2 protein-coding genes are annotated in these 1,206 nt (G+C 57.0%); one reads left to right on the forward strand and one right to left on the reverse strand.

Going from position 1 to position 1,206, the window contains the following annotated elements; genetic code table 11:
• Window positions 1-361, forward strand: a 361-nt coding sequence (locus A1351_RS24280) for a hypothetical protein (RefSeq protein WP_210178224.1), incomplete at its 5' end; no start/stop codon positions are given.
• Between the two features lie 27 nt (window positions 362-388).
• Here the strand turns inward: A1351_RS24280 and A1351_RS25070 are convergent.
• Window positions 389-1,206 (reverse strand): hypothetical protein (locus A1351_RS25070; protein WP_198162189.1); only part of this gene is annotated, 818 nt, incomplete at its 5' end.

Genomic DNA, 1,206 nt, shown 5'->3' on the forward strand with positions numbered 1-1,206 from the left:
TTGGGGCACCGATAGTTGCTGGCAGATATGTCTCATGACATTTGTCTGGTTCGCGGGAACGATCTCGTTTTTGCGGCTTGCCGTCGCAACGCATGTCCACTTTTGCCATAAGGCCCTCGGCAAGCATCTCGCATCTATAGGCACGCATACGCTCAAAATATACTTGGCACAAAGCGTTGTGTTTACTGCCGCTTCCGTGCTTCCGCCATTTCCACTTTCACTCCCGATGGGCTACCTGATCGCGGCTGCGCTCACTGCATCGCTGATTTATGGTATTCCAGCGACGGCTTCAAAGTTAATTACCCATCCGGCCTTCGGTGCGCCTAGGCTATGGCGTTGGCGCGGCGGCGTCAGTAATTGATGCGCCGCTTCAAGCCTGCGGTTGGCATCAGGAAAGGAACGTGACCAAGTAGTCAAATGCGTATGTTGTATTCGGCTGAGACGCCGCCGGCGCATTGGCTGCGCATATCCTGATATAGTCCCCTGCTTTGATTGCGTAGAGCCCAAGGGCCACAGTCTCTGCGTTAAGGGGGGTCAGCGCGACACGATAGTTCGGCCCTTGGTAGACGCTAAACGCGATATCGAGCATTTGGCCCGCCGCTGGCGACGTCCCGGAGCCGAATGACACGGAACCGGACAGATTGCCGGCATTGGTCCCGATCGGAGCCGGAGGGCTCGTCCCCGCGTGCGGAACAAACGTTACAGTCGACGTGTTGCCCCTGAGCTTCATGTTGTTGTCGACGTAAGATTCCCCCGAACGCATCCACTCGTAGCCTATGTTTGACAATTCGCCCGTCAGGCCATCGGGCGTGAAGAAGTAGGCGCCGTTCGGCAAGGCTACTTTGACATTTGACGTCGTAGGTTCGAAGTCCGGTTGGATGAGCGTTACATTGCCGACCTCGTGACTCGAGTGGAACGCGTATTGAGTCGCGATGTTAGGCCCCGGGACCGTCTCGGGGAATTTATCCGTTACGATCGGAATCCCCGATGAGGGGCGGACAAAGACGAGGAGATTGAGATAGCCTGACGTGCCGCCGGATACCCGACCAGACAGGTGGATCGAATGCGCAGAGCCGGGGCAATAGAGGGTAGACTGCGGCTGAATAAACACGCAGTTGCCGTAGTTGCCCGCGTAGCTATCGCAGATCACATTGATGCCGCCGCCGCCCCACGAGACGAGCGAGTCGAACATGCCGACAATTGGGT

It is taken from the genome of Methylosinus sp. R-45379, from assembly GCF_001644125.1.
GTDB lineage: Bacteria > Pseudomonadota > Alphaproteobacteria > Rhizobiales > Beijerinckiaceae > Methylosinus.